This is a genomic window from Stutzerimonas stutzeri (assembly GCF_013522825.1).
GTDB lineage: Bacteria > Pseudomonadota > Gammaproteobacteria > Pseudomonadales > Pseudomonadaceae > Stutzerimonas > Stutzerimonas stutzeri_AK.
Window position 1 is genome coordinate 147,414 of the sequence record NZ_JAAMQZ010000005.1, and the last position, 21,177, is coordinate 168,590.

Below are 21,177 nucleotides of genomic sequence, written 5' to 3' on the forward strand. Positions count from 1 at the left end.
AGTGATTTGGCGGTGTTTTTTTCAGGCGCGGGGCTCAAGGCCGCGTGGTGCGCGCCCTCTGGAAGAATGACTTTTTATGTCGGGTCGTCGTGCTCGACATCCTGTGGAAAGGTGTGGCGCCAGAACTCAAAGCCGCCGTCGAGGCTGTAGACGTCGGAGAAACCCTGATTGACCAGATAGGCCGCGGCACTCTGGCTGGAGTGACCGTGGTAGCAGGTGACGATCAGCGGCTGGTCAAGGTCGGCTGCGGCAATGAAATCCGGCAGCGAGTGATTGTCCAGGTGGGTCGAGCCGCGAATATGCCCGCTGGCGTAACTGTGGGCGTCGCGGATATCCACTACCACGCCGCCTTGTTCACGCAGTGCCTGGGCCTGCTGGGGAGAAATGCGCTTGAAATCGGTCATACGGGCTTCTCGTGATCGCAATCGCAACGGTGCATTTGGCCGCTGTCGAGGTTCATCAGGGTCATGGCATTGCCCCAGACGCAGCCAGTGTCCAGTGCATGCACGTTGGGCGCGTCGCAGTGGCCTTCCAGCGCGGCCCAGTGGCCGAAGATTATCCTGCAGTCACGGGTCTTGCGGTTGGCATGGCTGAACCACGGGGCGAAGCCGGGCGGTGCTGTATCGATGCCCTCCTTGGCTTCCAGGTTGAGTGTGCCGTCGGCCTTGCAGAAGCGCATGCGGGTGAAATAATTGGTGATCAGGCGCAGCCGTGGCACACCGTGCAACTCCTTGTCCCACTTGGCCGGCTGGTTGCCGTACATGCCGTCGAGAAATGGCAGCAGCAGGGCATCGTCACGCAGTACCTGCTCGACTTCGGCGGCGCGCTTGAGAGCTTTTTCCAGCGTCCACTGCGGCGGGATGCCAGCGTGGACCATGGTGGTTTTCCATTCACTGTCGTGGTGAACGAGCTTCTGCTGGCGTAGCCAGTCGATCAGGTCAGTGCGATCAGGCGCGTCGAGAATCGGCTTGAGGGTATCGGAGCGCTTCAGTCGATCGATATTGTGCGATACGGCCAGCAGATGCAGGTCGTGGTTGCCGAGTACCGTGACGCCCGAGCTGCCCAGGTCGCGAACGAAGCGCAATGCTTCCAGCGATTGCGGGCCACGGTTGACCAGGTCACCGGCCAACCACAGGCAGTCGCGGGAGGGGCTGAAATCGACTTCCCGCAGCAGACACTGAAGGGGCTCCAGACAACCTTGCAGGTCGCCGACGGCATAAGTGGTCAATGCAGCACTCCGGGAACGGCCAGGCGAAAGGGGGCTATGATTGCATCGAAAGCATGACCATCCTCGGCGAGCATCTGGTAACTGCCCTGCATGATGCCGACACTGGAGCCCATCAGGGTGCCGCTGGTGTAGACATGGCGCTCGCCAGGGGCGATCAGGGGTTGCTCGCCCACTACCCCAGCACCGCGCACTTCCTGTACCTGACCGTCACCGTCGGTGATGATCCAGTGGCGCGACAGCAGTTGGGCCGGAAGCTGGCCATTGTTTTCGATCACTACCTTGTAGGCAAAGGCATAGCGGTTTTGTTCCGGCTGCGACTGCTCGGGCAGGTACTGCGGCGTGACGTTGACGTCGATCCGGTAGCGGAGATCTTCAGGCATGGCTTCTGCTCGGTATGCCGTTATGTACGGGCGGGTAGTTGATCGGAGAGCCGGACAAAAGCGGCCAGATCCAGTTGCTCGGGGCGCAGGCTGCCGTCGACATCCGCTGCGGCGATGGCGTCCGCATCGAGCAGGCCCTTGAGCGTATTGCGCAGAGTTTTGCGGCGCTGATTGAAGGCCTGGCGGACGACGGTCTCGAGCTGGCGGTGATCGCGTGCCGGGTGTGGTAGTTCCGCATGTGGCACCAGCCGGACGATGGCTGATTCCACCTTGGGTGCAGGGTTGAAGGCGCCAGGCCCGACATTGAACAGATGCTCCACGCGGCAGTGGTATTGCACCATGATCGACAGCCGGCCCCAGTCGCCGCCGCCAGGTTGCGCGGCCAGACGCTCGACGACTTCCTTCTGCAGCATGAAGTGCATGTCGCGGATCAGGTGGGCGTGGTCGAGCAGGTGGAAGATCAGCGGCGTGGAGATGTTGTAGGGCAGGTTGCCGACGATGCGCAGACTGTTGGGCGCCTCGCTCAGGCGGGCGAAGTCGAATTTCAGCGCATCGCCCTGGTGCAGGGTGAAGTTGTCACGCCCGGCGAACTTGCCCTGCAGAATCGGGATCAGGTCCAGATCCAGCTCCACTACATCCAGATGCGCACCGCTGTCCAGCAGGCCCTCAGTGAGCGCACCTTGGCCAGGGCCGATCTCGACGAGCCGCTCGCCCGGCTTGGCATGTATGGCCCGCAGAATGCGATGGATAACTCCGGCGTCATGCAGGAAGTTCTGGCCAAAGCGCTTGCGCGCTCGGTGTTGGTAGTCGGACATCGAAAGCTCCAAGGAGCAGCTTGAAGCTTGAAGCTCGAAGCTGAAAAGCGAATACAAGGTGCACATTTTAGCAGGTGTGTCGGGTAAGCCGATAAAGCCGATTAAGAGCGCTTGAGGCTGGAAGGCTGAACGAAAAAGCTTCTTGATCGGCATTGTCCCGGAGTGATTCTGTCCAGCCTCCAGCCTCCAGCCTCCAGCCTCCAGCCTCCAGCCTCCAGCCTCCAGCCTATAGCCGGCTGTTCGCCATCTGGTACGCCGTTTCCAGCGCCACCTGCAGGCTGCCGGTATCGATCCGCCCGCTACCTGCAAGATCCAGCGCGGTGCCGTGATCGACCGAGGTGCGCACGATGGGCAGGCCCAGGGTGACGTTGACCGCAGCGCCGAAGCCCTTGTACTTGAGCACCGGCAGGCCCTGGTCGTGATACATGGCCAGCACTGCGTCGCAACGGTCGAGGTTTTTCGGTGTGAACAGCGTATCGGCAGGGAGCGGTCCGATCAGGTCGATTCCTTCGTTGCGCAGCCCGGCCAGCGTCGGCTCGATGATCTCGATTTCCTCGCGCCCCAGATGGCCACCTTCGCCCGCATGCGGGTTGAGGCCGCAGACCAGAATGCGCGGCCTGGTGATGCCGAACTTGTCGACCAGATCGGCATGCAGGATGCGCGTGACCCGCTCCAGGCGTTCGCGTGTGATGGCCGCGGCGACATCCTTGAGCGGCAGGTGTGTGGTGACCAGCGCCACGCGCAGGCCGCGGGTGGCGAGCATCATGACCACCTGCTCGGTGTGGGTCAGTTCAGCGAGAAACTCGGTATGGCCGGAGAAGGGAATGCCGGCCTCGTTGATCACGCCTTTGTGCACCGGGGCGGTGATCATCCCGGCGAAGTGGCCATCCAGGCAGCCCTGGCCGGCGCGGGTCAGGGTTTCCAGCACGTATTGTCCATTGCGAGGGTCGAGCCGGCCCGGTTTTGCCAGCGCTTTCAGGGGGGTGTCCCAGACGTAAAGACTGCCTGCCGGGGCCGGCGTTTGCGGCCAGGCACCAGGTAGCACCGGCTGCAAATGGATATCCAGCCCGAGCAGTTCGGCACGTGCCTTGAGCAACTCAAGGCTGGCGATGGCGATCAGCACCTGCGGCTGTGCTTCGCGAGCCATGAGCAGGCACAGATCGGGGCCAATGCCAGCCGGTTCGCCGGGTGTTACAACGAAGGGAAGGGGCATGGCGTCTCCGTGGTAGAGCCGATAAGGCCGATAAGAGCGCTTGAGGTTGGAAAGCTGGACGAGAAAAGCCGATAAGAACGCTTGAAGCTGGAAGGCTGGACGAAAAAGCTGGACGGAGGTTTGGCGTTAGATCGCACACTGTCCAGCCTCCAGTTTGTAGGGTGGATGTCGCTTTTTACATCCACCTTGACTCCGCCCGGTCGCGATCCACCTTACAGCTTTATTTCAACGTACGCTTCGTCGCGGATCTGGCGCAGCCAGGCCTGCAGTTCTTCGTCGTACTTGCGGTTGCGCAGCAGGTTCATGGCTTGCTGTTCACGGTACTCTTCGCTGGCATCAGTGGCGCGGCGGCCCAGTACTTCCAGGATGTGCCAGCCGAACTGCGACTGGAAGGGTTCCGACAGTTGGCCGTTGGCACTGTTGGCCATGACTTCGCGGAATTCCGGGACCAGCGAGCTCGGATCGATCCAGTTCAGGTCGCCGCCATTGAGAGCGGAGCCGGGATCTTCGGAGAAACTGCGCGCCAGTTCGGCGAAGTCTTCACCCGCTTCGATCCGGTCTCGCAGGCGCTCGATCAGGCGGCGGCTTTCCGCTTCGCTGCGGATCTGGCTCGGCTTGATCAGGATATGGCGAACATGCACCTCGTCACGCACCTGGGTGTCGCCACCGCGCTTGTCCAGCAGCTTGAGGATGATAAAGCCTGGCGGCGTGCGTACCGGCTGGGTGACTTCACCCACGGCAAGTTCGCGCACCTGGGTGTCGAACGGCGGCGGCAGCTGCGCGGCCTTGCGCCAGCCCATATCGCCGCCTTCCAGGGCATTTTCGCTGGCCGAGCGGGACACCGCCAACTGGGCGAAATCAGCCCCTTGTTGCAACTGCCGGTATGTGTCCGCAGCGCTTTGTTCGGCTGCCTGAATGGTTGAGGAATCCGAGGATTCGGGCACCGGGATCAGAATGTTGGCCAGCCGGTATTCTTCTGAAAGCTGCAGCTTTCCCAAATCCGAAGCAAGGAAGTTTTCCACTTCCTGGTTGGATATCTGGATGCGTTCGGCGATGCGCCGCTGGCGCACGCGGTTGATGATCATTTCGCGGCGAATCTGCTCGCGTGCCGTTTCCAGGCTCAGGCCGTCACGCTGCAGTGCGTCACGAAACTGCTCCAGCGTCATGTTGTTGCGCTGGGCGATGGTGGCCAGGGCCTGGTTGAGCTCTTCGTCGGAGATGCGAATGCCCGAGCGTTCACCAATCTGCAGTTGCAGGTTCTCGGTAATCAGACGCTCCAGTACCTGTTGCTGCATGACATCGGTCGGGGGCATTTCGGCGCCGCGCTTTTCGATGGTCTGCTGCACTTCGCGCAGACGCTGATCCAGCTGGCTTTGCATGACCACGTCGTTATCGACGATGGCGACGATGCGGTCGAGCGGACGAACCTGTGCGCAAACCGTCGTGGCGAGTGCGGCGCTGCCCAGCAGCAGGGCGCCCAGCAAGGGGCGCAGGGTGTCAGAAAGCTTGATTTTCACGTTCACGGTAACCTTGTATGCCTTCGTCGAGGAATGTCTCAGTGGCGCCGCCGATGACGTTGCCGAGGCCTTTGAATACGATCTGCAGGAAGATGCCGGTATCCGGTTCGTCATTCAGGTCCGGGTTGAGGTCAGTCTCGTCGTAATCGATCCAGTAGCGGTTGATCAGGCGCATCTTCCAGCAGCAGTTGTCGTACTCGAAGCCGCCGAAGGCTTCCAGGGTACGACTGCGGCTGTAGTCATGCTGCCAGCGCCCGATCACGCTCCACTGCGGGACCACCGGCCAGACGAACGAGAAGTCATGCTGGTTGATCTTGTAGTAGTCCTTGATGTAGTTCGCCTGACCAGGCGTTCCGAAGTCGCTGCCGTAGGTCCATTTACCGCTTGCCTGGTCGTAACGCATGGTGTCGTTGCGGTAGCGGTAGCCGATATTGAGGATCTTGTTCGGGTTGTCGGCCGGCTGGTAGTGCCACATGGCGCTGCCGGAACGGGTGCGATGACTGTCCGGGTCCCAGTTGAAGGTCGAGGTGAAGCGCCAGTCGCGGTTGTAGCGGTACATGTATTCAAGCGCGTAGGGCGATACTGAAGACTGTTCCGAAGCACGCGTGCGATAGTCGATGCCTGGCATCTGTACCTTGCGGTCTTCAAAGTAGAAGGCCTGGCCGATGCTGAAGCGCTGCCGCTCGAAGCCGTTGGGCTCGACCCAGCGGCTGGTCACGCCGAGGGAAATCTGGTTGGCGTCGCCGATACGATCCTTGCCGGAGAAGCGGTTTTCACGCCATAGAGATGAATAGCTGAAGCTGCTTTCACTGGTATCGAACACCGGAATGTCGTCCTGATCCTCTTCCGGGACATAGAGATAGAACAGTCGGGGTTCGAGTGTCTGGCGGTAATCCTTGCTGAAAAACTGGGTATCGCGGTCGAAATAAAGGCCAGAGTCGACGCTGAAGATGGGCACGCTGCGGTCGGGCGAGTCCTTGAACTGTCCGTTCAGGCCGGCACGGCCTTTGGCGTCCAGATCCAGATCGTATTGGGTATAGGCGTACTTCAGCGACGGCTTGATAAAGCCCCAGCTCCAGTTCAGGGGCAGGCTGACGCCCGGCTCCACGTGGATACGCTCGCCTTCGGCGCGATCAATGCCGCTTACGTTCTCGTCATACCATGGCTGTGGCGTACCGTCTTCATTGATGAAGCTACCGCTGCGCAGATCCCGCTGGAAGCTGACGAACTCGGTACTGTAAGCGAAGTTCAGGCCGCCTGGCTGGAACGGCAGGCGGCCATCCAGCGTCAGCTGTGGCAGACGCTCGTAAGGCGTGGTGTCGACCACGCTGGTGGCCTCGTAGGCATGCACGTTCAAGCGGGCAGTAAAGGTGTCGCCACGCCAGGTCAACGTGCCGCGCTGATCGAGAAAGTCCGGCTGGCTGATGCCCAGTTGGGTATCCAGATCCTGGAAATAGTAGGGGTCGCTGATGTCGGTGTAGTCGACTTCGGCCAGCAGGCGCGAATCCAGACCGCTGCGGTTCTGCCAGCTGTACATCCAGCGCTGGTCTTTATGCTCCGACTGCAGCTTGCGCTCGTCGTCGCTGTCGTCCAGCCAGGCGGCGCCGAACTGGCCTTCGCTGCTGCGTGTCAGGTAGCGGAATTCGCCTTCCATCAGCAGACCGCGTTCGCTCATGTAGTGCGGGTAGAGCGTGGCGTCGAAGTTCGGCGCCAGGTTGAAATAGTAGGGCGTCAGCAGCGACAGGCCGGTGTCGCTGGAACTGCCGATGGTCGGCATCAGGAAGCCGGACTGGCGCCGATCATCGATGGGGAAGTGGATATAGGGTGTGTAGAACACCGGGATATCCTTGACCCGCAGTGTGACGTTGGTGGCCGAGCCGAAGCCGGTGGCCGGGTTCAGCGTGACGTTGTTGCCTTTCAGGTGCCAGGTGTTCTCGCCCGGTGCGCAGCTGGTGTAGGTGCCATCCTTGAGGCGAATGATGGCGGTTTCCTCGCGCTTGGCGTACTGCGCGCTGCCGCGAAGCCTGCTGTCATGAAGGACGTATTCGGCGTTTTCGATCTTGGCTTCACCGCTGTCGAGGAAGATCTCCGCGCGATCACCGACCATCAGGGCATTGCGGTCACGCAAGCGGACGTTGCCCTTCAGTTCGCCGCGATTCTCCAGCTGATAGAGGTTCGCCTCATCGGCTTCGGCCTGCATACTGCCCTGGCGCAACACGACATCGCCTGCCAGCGTGGAAACTTCCTGCTCCTGTTCGTGGCGGGTCGCCTTCGCCGAGACGTAGGTCGGCGCTTCGCTCATGGGTGTATCGTCGAATTTCCCTGGGCGGCTCGGTTCTACATAGGCGCCGGCGCAATAGGGGCCGGTCTCGGCCAGTTGTGCATTGGTCAGCTGGTCGCGCGGGACCCAGTCCAGATGGCTGTAGTCAGCGCTGCGCGAAGCCAGGGCGCGGCCCTTGCTTTTGGTGACATCGGTGGTTGTGGCTGCCGGGCGCTGGGCCTTGCTTGTGGACGCTTGCGCGACACCGGTGCTGCTTTCAGCGGGACTGCCGCGATGTGCGGGGCGTGGGAGCAACGTCGGGCTGGCAGTATTGCTCGCGCAGTCCCAGCCACCGCCAGCACCCGGCTGGCAGGCGAACTGTTCGGCAGCGATGGCGACGGGTAGCGCTACAGGTTGCAGTGCGAGCAGACCGCCAGTAACCAGTAGGGGGAATTTTTTGCGAAAAGCGGGGTATTTGACTGCCATCTTGTTTTTTGGTCCGTGCTTGCGGCGAGCCATCGGCCGGGCTGGGCCGCAGGCCTCTCGATGGGCTGAGAAAGATCCGGGATAATAAAGCATGACCCGCCTATCGGCTAGCGCCGTGGAGAGCCCTGATATGCCGCAACAAGATCAACGTCTGCTGGACCTCTGCGCCTGGCTGAAGCCTCGTCTGGAAGATATTTTCGCGCGCCGTGGCTGGGGCGTGGTGCCTGAAGCATCCCTGATTCCAGCCAGCAGCGACGCGAGTTTTCGCCGCTATTTTCGCTGGCAGGCGGCGGATCGCAGCCTGATCCTCATGGACGCGCCGCCGCCGCAGGAAAACTGCCGTCCTTTCGTCGAGGTGGCGGCGCTGCTGGCCGAGGCGGGCATCCATGTGCCGGAGGTTCTTGCCGAGGATCTTGAGCGTGGTTTTCTCCTGCTCGGTGACTTGGGTCGGCAGATCTATCTGGACGTCATCGACGATGATAACGCCGATGCGCTGTTCACCGATGCGGTCCGGGCATTGCTGGTATTCCAGGCGCTGCCGGTATCGACGCAGCTGCCTCAGTATGATGAGGCTTTATTGCGGCGCGAACTGCAGTTGTTCCCTGAATGGTATGTGCAGCGGCATCTGGGCGGTAGCTTCAGCCCGGTGCAGCGACAGCTCTGGGAGCGCAGCTGCCAATTGCTGATCGATTCTGCGCTGGCGCAGCCGACCGTGCTGGTGCATCGCGACTACATGCCGCGCAATCTGATGATCAGCGAACCCAACCCCGGCGTGCTGGATTTTCAGGATGCGGTGATCGGTCCGGTGACCTACGACATTACCTCGCTGTTCAAGGATGCCTTTCTCAGCTGGCCGGAGGCGCGGGTGCAGGGCTGGTTGCAAAACTACTGGGAAGCTGCGCGGGCGGCGGGCATCCCGGTCCAGGACAGCTTTGCCGAGTTCCAGCGCGCCAGCGACCTGATGGGGCTGCAGCGGCACCTGAAGATCATCGGCATTTTCGCCCGGATCTGCCACCGCGACGGCAAGCCGCGCTACCTGGCTGATGTGCCGCGCTTCTTCGCCTATATCGATAGCGTGCTGGCGCGCCGTCCCGAGCTGGCGGACCTCGCGCAGCTGCTGCGAGAGCTGCCGCGCCCGCAGGTGTCCCCATGAAGGCGATGATTCTGGCGGCAGGCAAGGGTGAGCGTCTGCGCCCGCTGACCCTGCATACCCCCAAGCCGCTGGTGCGCGCCGGCGGCGTGCCGCTGATCGAATATCACATCCAGGCATTGGCCAGGGCCGGCTTCGATGAGCTGGTGATCAACCACGCCTGGCTTGGCGAACAGATCGAGTCGCATCTGGGCACAGGCGACAGGTTCGGTATCCGCATCCGCTATTCGCCCGAAGGTGAGCCGCTGGAAACCGGCGGCGGCATTCATCGTGCGTTGTCGCTGCTGGGGGACGAGCCTTTTGCCGTGGTCAATGGCGATATCTGGACCGACTACGACTTCGCCGCCCTGAAAAGGCCGCTGGCCGGATTGGCGCATCTGGTGCTGGTGGACAACCCCGCCCATCATCCGTCCGGTGACTTCACGCTTGCCGATGGTCGGGTAGAGGAGGGGGGGGCGGTGGATGCCCGGCTGACATACAGCGGCATCGCGCTGCTTGATCCTCGCCTGTTCGATGGCTGCAATGCGGGTGCCTTCAAGCTTGCGCCCTTGTTGCGCCAGGCGATGACGGCGGGTCGGGTGAGCGGTGAGCGTCACGACGGGAGCTGGGTCGATGTCGGAACTCATGAGCGGCTGGCTGAAGTCGAGCGAATTCTGGGAGGGTGCTGCTGAATGTTCTGGCCCATCACGCTGTTTGGGGCGCTGGCTGGCGGGTTGCTGGCAAGCATTCCGGGTGCTTTGCTCGGGGCGCTGATCGGACAGATGCTCGACCGCCGGCTCGGGCTGGGTTCCTGGGCCGAGCTGCGCCAGCGCATGAAGGGCGATGGCAAGCGGATGATGGAAGGCGACGAGCTGTTGTTTTTCCTGCTGGGACGCCTGGCCAAGAGTGGCGGGCGGGTCAGCGAGGCGCATATCCAGGCGGCGCGCAGCGAGATGCGCCGGCTGCAACTGCCCTCGACGGCGCAGCGTGCGGCGATCGAGGCTTTCTACCGGGGCAAGGCCAGTGGCGAAGGGCTGCGTGAGCCCCTGCAGCGTCTGCAGGGGCGGCGCGACGAGGCGAAGGCGATCCTGCAGGCCTGCTGGCGGATGGCGCGTGCCTCAGGACGGATCGACTCCCGCGCCCATGAGCTGGTCCTGCTGTGGGGCAAGTGGATGGGCTGGGACGCTGCCGCGGTTGCATCGCTGGATCAGGCTGGCGGGCGGCGTCAGGGCAGTCCGAGCAATCCTGGCGGGGCCTACGAACAGGCGCTGCGGCTGCTGGGCGTGCGCGCCGACAGCGACCCGCAGGCGATCAAGCGTGCTTACCGACGTCTGCTCAGCAAGCATCACCCGGACAAGCAGGCCGGCGCCGGGGCCACGCCGTTGCAGGTCCGCGAGGCGACCGAGCGAACTCGCGAGTTGCACAATGCCTATGCTCTGGTCCGTGAGCGCCGGGGATTCCGTTAACGGCTCGTCCGATCCGACGCCCTCTCCAGCCATCCCCGAACCCGGCGCACAAGCTGTTCCTGCTCGATGCTGCGCTCGCCGGCCAGCGCTGTCAGACCGACCTGATGATAGCCCGGGTGGCCGATTCGACGGCTCGCATTCAAGCGTTCGCGAGCGTCGGCCAGTGCGCTGGGGTCATCGCGGTAATAGAAATCCCCGATCGCCAGCTTGAGTGCCGGGGCGAGCTGGGCGAGGGGTTCCTGCTGGTCTTCCGGCTGCCGTGGCTGGATCAGTGCCAGCCCTGCGACGTCATCCGGCGCCCATTGTTGCAGATGGCGAGCGGCCCAGTAGGCGCCCGAGCCCTGTCCCAGCAGGATGATGGTCTTCGGTTGCAGGTTGCGGGCGTGGTCCAGGGCGGCGGCGATTCGTTCGTCGATACGCTCGGGTAGTTCGGCTTCTTCTCTGGCTGCTTCGTCGGTTTCGGTAGCCTCGTCGGTTTCTCGGGTTTCGGCGGCCTGCTCAGCTGCTGCTTCGTCCGGCGATGCTGCAGTTTCCTCAGGCAGGTAGCCGGCTTCGTTGGGATCGCTTGACGGTTCGCTGTCGGCAGTTGTCGGTTCGGTTGGCTCTGGTGCTTCTGTAGTGGCAAGCGGTGTGGCTGGTGGTATGAATTCCGGTGAGTCCGGCAGGCTGAGGCTCAGGGTATGCCAGCCATGGTCGGGCAGATTGCGGCGCAGCGGGCCGATGCCGCGCGGCCAGTCCGCACTCTCGCCTTCTCCGGGCAGGAGGATCACCAGCCCCTTGGGCTCGGCGACATTCGCCGGTTGCCAGAGCGCCACGAAGGGGGCATCGGCAGCCTGCAGGTTGAGAACCTCCGTCGATGGCAATTGACGCGCAAGGTCGGCGGCTACTGTTGCGCTGCGAGAAGGCAGGGCTGGGCGCTCGATAGGGGTGGCCGGTTTTTCGGGTGAGGGTTCGGGTTCGTTCGCGCCGACGCCGGCGCTCGCCAGTGCGAGGACGCAAAGACCGATCCTCAATCGGTGAAGGCAAGACATCGATATCTCCTGGCGGGGCTGTTTCCGTTCGTCATGATTGCGCCGGCCTGGGCAAGACTAACGGCAACCGTAGCCGTACGGAATGCATCTTTTTGCCAAGGGCGTGCAATATCCCGAACAGCGGCATAGAGTAATCCGAACGGCATGCGGCGATGGCGTCGCGCCTGTCTTCGTAACCATTCCGACCGGCCCCGATACGCGGCCCACCGAGGAGTCCATGAGCCAGACCAACGAATCCCTGATGCAGCGCCGTGTCGCCGCTGTCCCGCGTGGTGTGGGGCAGATCCATCCGATCTTTGCCGACCATGCCAGCAACAGCCGGGTGGTGGATGTCGAGGGCCGCGAGTTCATCGATTTCGCCGGCGGCATCGCCGTGCTGAATACCGGCCACCTGCACCCGAAGATCGTCAAGGCCGTGGAAGCCCAGCTGCACAAGCTGACCCACACCTGCTTCCAGGTGCTGGCCTATGAGCCCTACGTCGAGCTGTGCGAGAAAATCAACGCGCGGGTGCCCGGCGATTTCGCCAAGAAGACCCTGCTGGTGACCACCGGCTCCGAGGCGGTGGAAAACGCGGTGAAGATCGCCCGTGCCGCCACCGGTCGCGCCGGGGTGATCGCCTTCACCGGCGCCTATCACGGACGCACCATGATGACCCTCGGCCTGACCGGCAAGGTCGCGCCCTATTCGGCGGGCATGGGCCTGATGCCGGGCGGCATCTTCCGCGCGCTCTATCCCTGCGCGCTGCATGGCGTCAGCGTCGACGAGTCCATCGCCAGCATCGAGCGCATTTTCAAGAACGATGCCGAGCCGCGCGACATCGCCGCCATCATCATCGAGCCGGTGCAGGGCGAAGGCGGCTTCAACGTCGCGCCGAAGGAGTTCATGGTCCGCCTGCGCGCGCTGTGCGACCAGCACGGCATTGTCCTGATCGCCGACGAGGTGCAGACCGGCGCGGGCCGTACCGGCACCTTCTTCGCCATGGAGCAGATGGGTGTGGTGGCCGATCTCACCACCTTCGCCAAGTCCGTCGGCGGCGGTTTCCCCATCGCTGGCGTCTGTGGCCGGGCCGAACTCATGGATGCCATCGCGCCGGGCGGCCTGGGCGGCACCTATGCGGGCAACCCGCTGTCCTGCGCCGCGGCGCTGGCGGTGCTGGAGATCTTCGACGAAGAGCGGTTGCTGGAGCGCTGCCGGCACGTGGCGGCGAAGCTTACGGCAGGGCTCGAGGCCATCCAGGCACGCCATCCGCGGATCGCCGAGGTGCGCGGGCTGGGTGCGATGGTCGCCATCGAGCTGTTCGAGGACGCCGGGCACACCCGCCCGGCAGCCGAACTCACCGCGCAGGTCGTCGCCCGCGCCCGCGACAAGGGCCTGATCCTGCTTTCGTGCGGCACCTACTACAACGTGCTGCGGGTGCTGGTGCCGCTGACGGTGGAGGACGAAGTGCTCGAACGGGGCCTGGCGATCATCGAGGCGTGTTTCGATGAGCTGAGCTGACCGCGCACCTCGGGTACAATGCGCGGCATTCCGCCCGCGCTACCCGAGGTCGTCATGCAGCCGTTCGCCATCGCCCCTTCGATCCTTTCCGCCAACTTCGCCCGCCTGGGCGAGGAAGTGGACAACGTTCTCGCCGCCGGCGCGGATATCGTCCATTTCGACGTGATGGACAACCACTACGTGCCCAACCTGACCATCGGCCCGATGGTCTGCTCGGCACTGCGCAAGCACGGCGTCACTGCGCCCATCGACGTGCACCTGATGGTCAAGCCGGTGGACCGCATGATTGGCGACTTCCTCGAGGCCGGCGCCAGCTACATCACCTTCCACCCGGAAGCCTCCGAGCACATCGACCGCTCGCTGCAACTGATCAAGGACGGCGGCGCCAAGGCCGGCCTGGTGTTCAACCCGGCGACGCCGCTGGACGTGCTCAAGTACGTGATGGACAAGATCGACATGGTGCTGCTGATGAGCGTCAACCCCGGCTTCGGCGGGCAGAAGTTCATTCCCGGCACCCTCGACAAGCTGCGCGAGGCGCGTGCGCTGATCGATGCCAGCGGTCGCGAGATCCGGCTGGAAATCGACGGCGGCGTCAATCCGCAGAATATCCGCGAGATCGCCGCGGCCGGTGCCGACACCTTCGTCGCCGGCTCGGCCATCTTCAACCAGCCGGACTACAAGGCGGTGATCGACCAGATGCGCGCCGAACTGGCGCTGGCCCGCTCATGACTCGCCTGGAACAGCTCTTCGAAGGGCAGTTGCCGCGCCTGGTGATGTTCGACCTGGACGGCACCCTGATGGATTCGGTGCCGGACCTGGCTGCTGCCGTGGACAAGATGCTGGTGCAGCTCGGTCGCGAGCCGGCCGGCGTGGCGCAGGTACGCAACTGGGTCGGTAATGGTTCACGGGTGCTGGTGCGCCGTGCGCTGGCTGGGCAGCTGGAGCATGAGTGCGTCGACGACGGGCAGGCCGACGAGGCGCTGGCGCTATTCATGCAGGCCTATGCCGGCGGGCATGAGCTGACGACGGTCTACCCTGGCGTGACCGAGTGCCTGGACTGGCTGCGCGAGCGTGATGTGAAGCTGGCGATCATCACCAACAAGCCGGCGCAGTTCATCGAGCCGCTGCTGCAAGAGAAAGGCCTCTGCGGCTATTTCCAGTGGCTGGTCGGCGGCGACACTCTGGCGCAGCAGAAACCCGATCCGGCGGCGCTCTTGTGGGTCATGGACAGGGCGGGCGTTTCGGCGAATCAGTCGCTGTTCGTCGGCGATTCGCGCAACGACGTGCGTGCGGCGAAGGCGGCTGCCGTTCCCTGCGTCGCGCTCAGCTACGGCTACAACCACGGCGAGCCCATCGCCAACGAACGACCGGCGCTGGTACTGGATGATCTGCGTGAGCTGGTTGCTTCGGCTTCGGGGCTGCGCTAGTGTGGCCCGCTCCGCACCCTGCCGAAGAGATCAGATCGTGGTGGTTACTCGCAAACAGTGGATGAAGGTCATCAAGGCCCTGGCGCGTTGGCGCTGGCGCGCCTGACTTTTGCTGACCGGCTGCAGGCCGGCCTGTTTAACTGTTTCCGAAAGCCCCCTCCGACCACGAGGCTGATATGACCCGCGAAGAATTCCAGCGTTTGGCCGCCGAAGGCCATAACCGCATCCCCCTGTCGTTCGAGACCCTCGCCGACTTCGATACGCCGCTATCGCTGTACCTGAAGCTGGCCGACGCGCCCAATTCCTACCTGCTCGAATCGGTACAGGGTGGTGAGAAGTGGGGGCGCTATTCCATCATCGGCCTGCCGTGCCGCACCGTGCTGCGGGTGCACGATCACCGCGTCAGCGTCACCACCGACGGTATCGAAACCGAGAATGCGGAGGTCGACGACCCGCTGGCCTTCGTCGAGGCCTTCCAGCAGCGCTACCGCGTGGCGCCGGTCGAGGGGCTGCCGCGCTTCAACGGCGGGCTGGTGGGCTATTTCGGCTACGACAGCGTGCGTTACGTCGAGCGCAAGCTGGCGCAGTGCCCGAACCCCGATCCGTTGGGCACGCCGGACATCCTGCTGATGGTCTCCGACGCCGTGATCGTGTTCGACAACCTGGCGGGCAAGCTGCACTGCATCGTGCTGGTCGATCCGGCACAGCCGAATGCCTACGAAGACGGTCTGGCGCACCTGCAAGTGCTGCGTGACAAGCTCCGCCAGCCGATCACGCCGCGCCTGGGACTGGACTTCGAGGGGCCGAATGCCGCCGAACCAAATTTCCGTTCGAGCTTCACCCGCGAAAACTACGAGCAGGCGGTCAACCGCATCAAGGACTACATCCTCGCCGGCGACTGCATGCAGGTGGTGATCTCCCAGCGCATGTCGATTCCGTTCAAGGCTGCCCCGATCGACCTCTACCGCGCGCTGCGCTGCTTCAACCCGACGCCCTACATGTACTTCTTCAATTTCGGCGATTTCCATGTGGTGGGCTCGTCGCCGGAAGTGCTGGTGCGGGTCGAGGACGGCCTGGTCACGGTCCGGCCCATCGCCGGCACCCGCCCGCGTGGCGCCACCGAGGAGGCTGATCTGGCGCTGGAACAGGATCTGCTCAGCGACGCCAAGGAGCTGGCTGAGCATCTGATGCTGATCGACCTGGGCCGCAACGACGTCGGTCGCGTCGCCGAGAACGGTTCGGTGCGGCTGACCGAGAAGATGGTCATCGAGCGCTATTCCAACGTGATGCACATCGTCTCCAACGTCACCGGTCAGCTCAAGGCGCCGCTGACGGCGATGGATGCGCTGCGCGCGATCCTGCCGGCGGGCACCCTGTCCGGGGCGCCCAAGGTACGTGCGATGGAGATCATCGACGAACTGGAGCCGGTCAAGCGCGGCGTCTACGGTGGCGCCGTGGGCTATCTGGCCTGGAATGGCAACATGGACACCGCCATTGCCATTCGTACCGCGGTGATCAAGAACGGCGAACTGCATGTGCAGGCTGGCGCTGGCATCGTTGCCGACTCGCAGCCGGCGCTGGAGTGGGAAGAAACGCTGAACAAGCGTCGCGCGATGTTCCGAGCGGTGGCTCTGGCGGAGAAGGCCGAACATTGATTCGTACGCAGGAGGTACGACGAAATTCCATGCTGTGCGTATGGTAATGGCCAATTGCCCTGTATATAGTCCGAATTCGCCTATACAGGGCTCTTGACGAATTACCAGCCGGTATCCCGCATGTCGTATCAGACGGATAGCAGTACCGCCGTATCGCCCGCCAATCGCAATCGTTCCTTGACCTATGTTCTGGTTACCGCCTCCGGCCTGCTGCTGGGGCTGGTCTGGCTGGTGTCCAGCCTCACCGATGTGCAGACGAGCACCGCCTGGTTTCCGCCGTCGCTGCATGTCGTCGTGGAAGTCTTCGCGATCATCGTTGCATCACTGATCTTTGCGGTGGTCTGGCACAGCCACGGCCCGCGACGTGCTTCGAGCCCGTTGCTTGGTTGTGCCTTTCTCGCCATTGCCTTGCTCGATCTGGCTCACATGCTTTCCTACAAGGGCATGCCGGACTGGATAACCCAGGCCTCGGCGGAAAAGGCCATAGGGTTCTGGCTGGTTTCGCGGGTGCTGCTTGCCTGTACCCTGCTTGCGGTTGCCTTTCGCCTGGAGCCGAAGCGTTCGTTGCCACGCCCGGCATTGCTCGCCACTGCGTTGGCTGTGGCCGGCGTGACTATCTATCTGCAGCTCTATCAGCCGCAGCTCTGGCCGCGCACCTTTATCGAAGACACGGGACTGACTGCATTCAAGATCGCTGCCGAATGGCTGATCATCGGGCTGCTGGCCATCGCCGCCTGGCGCTTCTGGATCGGGCGCAGGGAGCGGCCCTGGCATGCCGACGGCATGCTCGCCGCAACGCTGATCTCCATCTTCGCCGAGTTGTGTTTTACCGCTTACGGCAATGTGAACAGTCTGTTCAGTCTGCTCGGGCACCTCTACAAGATCCTCTCCTACTGCTTCATCTACCAAGTGGTGTTCGTCGCCAGCGTGCGCGCGCCCTATGCACGTCTTGCGGTGGAGAAGGCCGAACGCGACGCCGCCGAGAAGAAAGCCCAGTACCTGACGTCCTACGACAGCCTTACCGGGCTGCCCAAGCCTGATCTCCTGCAGGAGAAAACCCACCAGGCGCTGGAGGCGGCGCAGAAGCTGCAAACCTCGGTCGCCGTACTCTACGTGGACCTCGACCATTTCAAGATGGTCAACGACTCCTTTGGCCATGCCTTCGGCGACCGCCTGCTGTGTCGCGCCTCGGAGCGCCTGCAGAACCTGCTGCCCGATAGCGCCATGCTGGCCAGGGAGGGCGGTGATGAATTCGTGATCCTGCTGCCCGATCTGACGGATGCCGAGACGACTTCAGCGGTGGTCCAGACGCTGCTGACGGAACTGTCCGAACCCTTCGTGCTGGATCGGCAAAGCATCGTGGTGCCAGTTTCCATCGGCGCGGCGCTGGGCCCCAATGACGGTAAGGATTTTCCCACGCTGCTGCGCAATGCCGAAATGGCCATGTACAAGGCAAAACAGGCCGGACGCAAAACCTGGTGTTACTACGATGCGGGGCTGGATGCCGAAATGCGTGGGCGGCTCTATCTGGTCAACGGCCTGCGCCTTGCGCTTTCACGCAACGAGTTGTTGCTGCATTACCAGCCGCAGGTGGATATTGCCTCGGGGCGGGTGCTGGGCGTCGAGGCGCTGGTGCGCTGGCAGCATCCGCAATGGGGGTTGGTGCCGCCAGGACGTTTCATACCAGCTGCCGAAGAGAACGGGCTGATTGTTGAAATCGGCAACTGGGTCATCTTCGAGGCCTGTCGCCAGACTGCCAGCTGGCGGGCCCAGGGCGTGACGATCCCCAGAGTCGCGGTCAACGTGGCGGCGGCCCAGCTGCACAGGGGCTCGCTGGAAAGCATCATCAGGGATGCGCTGGCGAAAACCGGCCTGCCGGCCTCTGCGCTGGAGCTTGAACTGACCGAGTCGAGCCTGGTGGAAAACAATGCAGAGGTCATGCTGACGCTGAGCAGGCTCAAGGCGCTTGGCGTGACGCTGTCGATCGACGATTTCGGTACGGGCTATTCCTGCCTTGCCTATCTGCGCCGGCTGGCAGTGGATACGCTGAAGATCGATCGTTCCTTCGTGCAGGGCATCGATACCGAGGACGGCCATGCAATTGTCGCCACCATCATCCAGATGGCTGATTCGCTGGGGCTCACTACCCTGGCCGAAGGTGTCGAGGACCAAGCCATTGCCGACGAGCTGCTGCGGCTAGGCTGTCGGCAAGCGCAGGGCTTCCTCTATGCGCGTCCGGTTCCGGCTCAGGAGCTGGTCGCGATCCTGGGCGCAGTCAGGAGGCATACGCAAGACAGTGCGCTGGCCCAGTGACAGGCGTACAGAGGGCGTTGCCGGTTGAATCAGTGCTTGGCATAGGCTACTTTGCGTCGATCGTTTTGCGAGACCTTCCTGTGATATTCAGCAGCATCCTCCTGATGTGTCTTTTCAAGGCCAACGCCCGATGGCGTTGGCGCGCCTGATCCGGTCTTGCTGGCGCCAAGCCAGAAATCATTCGCTCCCCGCTTCGTCCACCGCCATCGGTTGCGCCGTTTGACCCGCGCGACCATCACGGCTCCGGCGAACGCCAGTGGAAACAAGGCAATTCTCGAGGTGACGCACATGCTGCTGATGCTGGATAACTATGATTCCTTTACCTACAACGTCGTGCAGTACCTCGGCGAGCTCGGCGCCGAGGTCAGGGTGGTGCGCAACGATGAGCTGAGCGTGGCCGAGATCGAGGCACTCAATCCCGAGCGTATCGTCGTCTCGCCCGGCCCCTGCACACCGAACGAGGCGGGTATATCGCTGGAGCTGATCCGCCATTTCGCCGGCAAGCTGCCGATTCTGGGGGTATGCCTGGGGCATCAGAGCATTGGCCAGGCCTTCGGCGGCGATGTGGTGCGGGCGCGACAGGTGATGCATGGCAAGACCAGCCCGGTCTTTCATGAAAATACCGGCGTCTTCGCGGGGCTGAACAATCCGCTGACCGTCACCCGTTACCACTCGTTGGTGGTCGACCGCAAAACCCTTCCTGATTGTCTGGAAGTCACCGCCTGGACGTGCCTGGACGATGGCGGCATCGATGAAGTCATGGGGCTACGACACAAAACATTGAATGTCGAAGGCGTGCAGTTTCATCCCGAGTCGATCCTCACCGAGCAGGGGCATGAACTCTTTGCCAATTTCCTGAAACAGACTGGAGGCGTGCGCTAATGGACATCAGGGAAGCCCTGAATCGGGTGGTCGGACAGCTGGATCTGACCACCGAAGAGATGAAGGCGGTCATGCGCCAGATCATGACCGGACAGTGCAGCGATGCGCAGATCGGCGCGTTCCTGATGGGCATGCGCATGAAGAGCGAAACCATCGACGAGATCGTCGGTGCGGTGCAGGTGATGCGCGAGCTGGCCGAGCCGGTGAAGTTCGATACCCATCGCCTGGTGGATACCTGTGGCACCGGCGGCGACGGCATGAACATTTTCAACGTCTCGACGGCGGCGGCTTTCGTCGTCGCGGCGGCGGGCGGCAAGGTGGCCAAGCATGGCAACCGGGCAGTGTCGGGCAAGAGCGGCAGCGCCGATCTGCTCGAAGCGGCGGGTGTCTATCTCGATCTCAGCCCTGAGCAGGTGGCGCGTAGTGTCGATGCGGTGGGTGTGGGCTTCATGTTCGCTCCCGCGCACCACGGCGCCATGAAACATGCCGCAGGACCTCGTCGCGAACTGGGGCTGCGCACGCTGTTCAATATCCTTGGGCCGATGTCCAATCCGGCCGGTGTCAGGCATCAGGTGCTCGGTGTTTTCAGCAGGGAACTCTGCCGCCCGATGGCCGAAGTGCTCGCCCGACTGGGCAGTACCCATGTGCTGGTGGTGCACGCGCAGGATGGTCTGGACGAGATCAGCCTGGCGGCGCCGACCCATATTGCCGAACTGCGCAATGGCGAGATCAGTGAATACCGGGTGCGGCCTGAGGATTTCGGCATCAAGAGCCAGAGCCTGATCGGCCTGGACGTCGAAGACGCACAAGGCTCATTGATGCTGATTCGTGATGCGCTGGGCCGGCGAAAAACCGAAAACGGGCAGAAGGCTGCCGACATGATCGTGCTCAACGCCGGTGCCGCGCTTTATGCTGCCGATGTGGCGTCAAGCCTGAAGCAGGGTGTGGAGATGGCCCACGACGCCTTGCATAGCGGGTTGGCGCGGGACAAGTTCGAGGAACTGGTGTCTTTCACGGTGGTGTTCAAGCAGGAGAAAGGACGATGAGCGTGCCAACCGTTCTGGAAAAGATCGTTACGCGCAAATACGAAGAAGTGGCGCAACGTCGTGCCCGAATGGGACTGGCTGAGCTGGAAAAGCTGGCGGCGGTCGCCGATCCGGTCCGTGGTTTCGCCCGACGCCTGCAGGAGCAGGTTGGCAACAAACAGCCTGCAGTGATTGCCGAGATCAAGAAGGCATCTCCGAGCAAGGGCGTGCTGCGTGAAGATTTCGTGCCTGCCGAGATCGCCAGAAGCTACGAGGCGGGCGGTGCGACCTGCCTGTCGGTGCTGACCGACATCGATTTCTTCCAGGGTGCCGATGAGTACCTGCAGCAGGCGCGCAGTGCCTGCAGCCTGCCCGTCATCCGCAAGGATTTCATGGTCGACCCCTATCAGGTGGTCGAGGCGCGGGCGCTGGGTGCCGACTGCATTCTGCTGATCGTCGCTGCGTTGACCGACGAGCGAATGAAGGAGCTGGTCGACGTGGCGGCAGAGCAGGGCCTGGATGTGCTGGTAGAGGTGCATGACGCCGTCGAGTTGGAGCGAGCATTGCGTATCGAAGCGCCATTGCTCGGGATCAACAATCGCAATCTGCATACCTTCGAGCTGAATCTGGAAACCACGCTCGATCTGTTGCCGCGCATCCCCCGTGATCGGGTAGTGGTGACCGAGAGCGGAATCCTGCATCGTGCGGATGTCGAACTGATGGAGATAAACCAGGTGTATGCGTTTCTGGTGGGCGAAGCCTTTATGCGCGCCGAGCAGCCCGGCGTCGAGTTGCAGCGCCTGTTCTTTCCTGGGCGAAGCCGTCCCAGAGCGGCTGGCGAGCCGGACTGAT

19 protein-coding genes are annotated in these 21,177 nt (G+C 62.9%); 11 read left to right on the top strand and 8 right to left on the bottom strand.

The window, feature by feature from the left end:
* Window positions 1-74: 74 nt before the first annotated feature.
* From glpE to G7020_RS05310, 7 genes are all read right to left on the bottom strand, one after another.
* On the bottom strand, window positions 75-404 hold the full coding sequence (gene glpE, locus G7020_RS05280) for a thiosulfate sulfurtransferase GlpE (RefSeq protein ID WP_181082887.1): 330 nt from the start codon (window positions 402-404) through the stop codon (window positions 75-77).
* Window positions 401-1,228 (bottom strand): symmetrical bis(5'-nucleosyl)-tetraphosphatase, encoded by an 828-nt coding sequence (locus tag G7020_RS05285; protein WP_181082888.1) that lies wholly within the window; start codon window positions 1,226-1,228, stop codon window positions 401-403. The genes glpE and G7020_RS05285 overlap by 4 nt, the downstream gene beginning before the upstream one ends.
* Window positions 1,225-1,608, bottom strand: coding sequence for a Co2+/Mg2+ efflux protein ApaG (gene apaG, locus G7020_RS05290; protein ID WP_181082889.1), 384 nt, complete (start codon window positions 1,606-1,608; stop codon window positions 1,225-1,227). The genes G7020_RS05285 and apaG overlap by 4 nt, the downstream gene beginning before the upstream one ends.
* A gap of 20 nt (window positions 1,609-1,628) precedes the next feature.
* The gene (rsmA, locus tag G7020_RS05295; RefSeq protein WP_181082890.1) at window positions 1,629-2,423 is read right to left on the bottom strand and encodes a 16S rRNA (adenine(1518)-N(6)/adenine(1519)-N(6))-dimethyltransferase RsmA; all 795 of its coding nucleotides are present in this window, start codon (window positions 2,421-2,423) and stop codon (window positions 1,629-1,631) included.
* Window positions 2,424-2,649: 226 nt separating this feature from the next.
* The gene (gene pdxA, locus G7020_RS05300; protein WP_181082891.1) at window positions 2,650-3,636 is read right to left on the bottom strand and encodes a 4-hydroxythreonine-4-phosphate dehydrogenase PdxA; all 987 of its coding nucleotides are present in this window, start codon (window positions 3,634-3,636) and stop codon (window positions 2,650-2,652) included.
* A gap of 212 nt (window positions 3,637-3,848) precedes the next feature.
* The gene (locus tag G7020_RS05305) at window positions 3,849-5,153 is read right to left on the bottom strand and encodes a peptidylprolyl isomerase (protein ID WP_181082892.1); all 1,305 of its coding nucleotides are present in this window, start codon (window positions 5,151-5,153) and stop codon (window positions 3,849-3,851) included.
* Window positions 5,134-7,899 carry an LPS-assembly protein LptD gene (locus G7020_RS05310; protein ID WP_181082893.1) on the bottom strand — a complete coding sequence of 922 codons (2,766 nt, stop codon included), beginning with the start codon at window positions 7,897-7,899 and terminating at the stop codon, window positions 5,134-5,136. Before G7020_RS05310 ends, G7020_RS05305 begins: the two co-directional genes overlap by 20 nt.
* A gap of 130 nt (window positions 7,900-8,029) precedes the next feature.
* Between G7020_RS05310 and G7020_RS05315 the strand changes: the two genes are divergently transcribed.
* Genes G7020_RS05315 through G7020_RS05325 form a run of 3 tightly spaced genes read left to right on the top strand, consistent with a single transcriptional unit; the run spans window position 8,030 to window position 10,494 of the window.
* Window positions 8,030-9,052, top strand: a complete 1,023-nt coding sequence (locus G7020_RS05315) for an aminoglycoside phosphotransferase family protein (RefSeq protein WP_181082894.1) — start codon at window positions 8,030-8,032, stop codon at window positions 9,050-9,052.
* Entirely contained in the window at window positions 9,049-9,720 is a 672-nt protein-coding gene (gene murU / locus G7020_RS05320; RefSeq protein WP_181082895.1) for an N-acetylmuramate alpha-1-phosphate uridylyltransferase MurU, read from the top strand. Before G7020_RS05315 ends, murU begins: the two co-directional genes overlap by 4 nt.
* Complete coding sequence (locus G7020_RS05325) at window positions 9,721-10,494, top strand: DnaJ domain-containing protein (RefSeq protein WP_181082896.1); 774 nt, start codon at window positions 9,721-9,723, stop codon at window positions 10,492-10,494.
* On the opposite strand, the gene G7020_RS05330 is transcribed toward G7020_RS05325, so the two are convergent.
* Window positions 10,491-11,525: a DUF3530 family protein gene (locus G7020_RS05330; protein WP_181082897.1), complete on the bottom strand. Its 1,035-nt coding sequence runs from the start codon at window positions 11,523-11,525 to the stop codon at window positions 10,491-10,493. The two genes, G7020_RS05325 and G7020_RS05330, sit on opposite strands and share 4 nt — an antisense overlap.
* A 217-nt stretch (window positions 11,526-11,742) precedes the next feature.
* Here G7020_RS05330 and gabT point away from each other — a divergent pair, with 217 nt between their 5' ends.
* From gabT to trpC, 8 genes are all read left to right on the top strand, one after another.
* The gene (gene gabT / locus G7020_RS05335; protein ID WP_181082898.1) at window positions 11,743-13,023 is read left to right on the top strand and encodes a 4-aminobutyrate--2-oxoglutarate transaminase; all 1,281 of its coding nucleotides are present in this window, start codon (window positions 11,743-11,745) and stop codon (window positions 13,021-13,023) included.
* Window positions 13,024-13,077: 54 nt separating this feature from the next.
* A complete protein-coding gene (rpe, locus tag G7020_RS05340; protein ID WP_181082899.1) occupies window positions 13,078-13,752 on the top strand; it encodes a ribulose-phosphate 3-epimerase in 675 nt (224 codons plus the stop codon).
* Window positions 13,749-14,450, top strand: coding sequence for a phosphoglycolate phosphatase (locus G7020_RS05345; RefSeq protein WP_181082900.1), 702 nt, complete (start codon window positions 13,749-13,751; stop codon window positions 14,448-14,450). The genes rpe and G7020_RS05345 overlap by 4 nt, the downstream gene beginning before the upstream one ends.
* Window positions 14,451-14,626: 176 nt before the next feature.
* Entirely contained in the window at window positions 14,627-16,105 is a 1,479-nt protein-coding gene (gene trpE / locus G7020_RS05350) for an anthranilate synthase component I (RefSeq protein WP_181082901.1), read from the top strand.
* 120 nt (window positions 16,106-16,225) lie between these two features.
* The gene (locus tag G7020_RS05355; RefSeq protein WP_181082902.1) at window positions 16,226-18,418 is read left to right on the top strand and encodes a putative bifunctional diguanylate cyclase/phosphodiesterase; all 2,193 of its coding nucleotides are present in this window, start codon (window positions 16,226-16,228) and stop codon (window positions 18,416-18,418) included.
* Between the two features lie 288 nt (window positions 18,419-18,706).
* On the top strand, window positions 18,707-19,300 hold the full coding sequence (locus G7020_RS05360) for an aminodeoxychorismate/anthranilate synthase component II (RefSeq protein WP_181082903.1): 594 nt from the start codon (window positions 18,707-18,709) through the stop codon (window positions 19,298-19,300).
* Window positions 19,300-20,346 carry an anthranilate phosphoribosyltransferase gene (gene trpD, locus G7020_RS05365; protein WP_181082904.1) on the top strand — a complete coding sequence of 349 codons (1,047 nt, stop codon included), beginning with the start codon at window positions 19,300-19,302 and terminating at the stop codon, window positions 20,344-20,346. Before G7020_RS05360 ends, trpD begins: the two co-directional genes overlap by 1 nt.
* Entirely contained in the window at window positions 20,343-21,176 is an 834-nt protein-coding gene (trpC, locus tag G7020_RS05370; protein ID WP_181082905.1) for an indole-3-glycerol phosphate synthase TrpC, read from the top strand. The genes trpD and trpC overlap by 4 nt, the downstream gene beginning before the upstream one ends.
* The last annotated feature ends 1 nt before the right edge of the window (window position 21,177 follow it).

Excerpts from the sequence above, each read along its gene's own strand:
- G7020_RS05315 (WP_181082894.1), top strand. The coding sequence starts at position 8,030 with ATGCCGCAACAAGATCAACGTCTGCTGGACCTCTGCGCCTGGCTGAAG.
- murU (WP_181082895.1), top strand. The coding sequence starts at position 9,049 with ATGAAGGCGATGATTCTGGCGGCAGGCAAGGGTGAGCGTCTGCGCCCG.
- glpE (WP_181082887.1), bottom strand. The coding sequence starts at position 404 with ATGACCGATTTCAAGCGCATTTCTCCCCAGCAGGCCCAGGCACTGCGT.
- gabT (WP_181082898.1), top strand. The coding sequence starts at position 11,743 with ATGAGCCAGACCAACGAATCCCTGATGCAGCGCCGTGTCGCCGCTGTC.
- G7020_RS05355 (WP_181082902.1), top strand. The coding sequence starts at position 16,226 with ATGTCGTATCAGACGGATAGCAGTACCGCCGTATCGCCCGCCAATCGC.
- G7020_RS05325 (WP_181082896.1), top strand. The coding sequence starts at position 9,721 with ATGTTCTGGCCCATCACGCTGTTTGGGGCGCTGGCTGGCGGGTTGCTG.
- G7020_RS05330 (WP_181082897.1), bottom strand. The coding sequence starts at position 11,525 with ATGTCTTGCCTTCACCGATTGAGGATCGGTCTTTGCGTCCTCGCACTG.
- apaG (WP_181082889.1), bottom strand. The coding sequence starts at position 1,608 with ATGCCTGAAGATCTCCGCTACCGGATCGACGTCAACGTCACGCCGCAG.
- G7020_RS05345 (WP_181082900.1), top strand. The coding sequence starts at position 13,749 with ATGACTCGCCTGGAACAGCTCTTCGAAGGGCAGTTGCCGCGCCTGGTG.
- G7020_RS05310 (WP_181082893.1), bottom strand. The coding sequence starts at position 7,899 with ATGGCAGTCAAATACCCCGCTTTTCGCAAAAAATTCCCCCTACTGGTT.
- pdxA (WP_181082891.1), bottom strand. The coding sequence starts at position 3,636 with ATGCCCCTTCCCTTCGTTGTAACACCCGGCGAACCGGCTGGCATTGGC.
- trpE (WP_181082901.1), top strand. The coding sequence starts at position 14,627 with ATGACCCGCGAAGAATTCCAGCGTTTGGCCGCCGAAGGCCATAACCGC.
- trpD (WP_181082904.1), top strand. The coding sequence starts at position 19,300 with ATGGACATCAGGGAAGCCCTGAATCGGGTGGTCGGACAGCTGGATCTG.
- G7020_RS05360 (WP_181082903.1), top strand. The coding sequence starts at position 18,707 with ATGCTGCTGATGCTGGATAACTATGATTCCTTTACCTACAACGTCGTG.
- trpC (WP_181082905.1), top strand. The coding sequence starts at position 20,343 with ATGAGCGTGCCAACCGTTCTGGAAAAGATCGTTACGCGCAAATACGAA.
- rsmA (WP_181082890.1), bottom strand. The coding sequence starts at position 2,423 with ATGTCCGACTACCAACACCGAGCGCGCAAGCGCTTTGGCCAGAACTTC.
- rpe (WP_181082899.1), top strand. The coding sequence starts at position 13,078 with ATGCAGCCGTTCGCCATCGCCCCTTCGATCCTTTCCGCCAACTTCGCC.